This is a genomic window from Leptospira ognonensis, assembly GCF_004770745.1.
GTDB classification, from domain to species: domain Bacteria; phylum Spirochaetota; class Leptospiria; order Leptospirales; family Leptospiraceae; genus Leptospira_A; species Leptospira_A ognonensis.
The window spans coordinates 1-379 of record NZ_RQGD01000017.1 but is presented as its reverse complement, the minus strand read 5'-3'; the positions used below and the strand labels follow the sequence as shown (position 1 = coordinate 379).

Annotated in this window: 1 protein-coding gene; it reads left to right on the top strand. The window is 32.2% G+C overall.

Annotated features, from left to right (window positions below; translation table 11 throughout):
- Positions 1–115: 115 nt before the first annotated feature.
- The coding region (locus EHQ58_RS05210; protein WP_210412783.1) for a hypothetical protein at positions 116–379 on the top strand (264 nt) is incomplete at its 3' end.

Below are 379 nucleotides of genomic sequence, written 5' to 3'. Positions count from 1 at the left end.
CCATATCTCGAAAATTTGGAAAAGTTGGGAAACCAAAGATCAATTGAGATTTTTAAGACACGTAAGACCATTTTGGGAATCATTTCGACATAGAATCCCGCTAGAATCCATGGAGATGATATCAGATTGGGTAAACACAGGAAAGTTAAAATTCATACGTGCAAGAATTCAAAAGGTTCATTTGCAAGATGAATCCCTCAAAGTATCGATCAACACTACTAAAGGCCAACAATTAGATTATGAAGTAGATAGACTTATCAATTGTACTGGACCTGATACACAATTAAAAGAATCAAAAAACAATCTTTATACAAATTTAATTAAAAAAGGGTATATTAGGAATTCAGAGAATGGAATTGGATTTAAAACATTAAGCGGT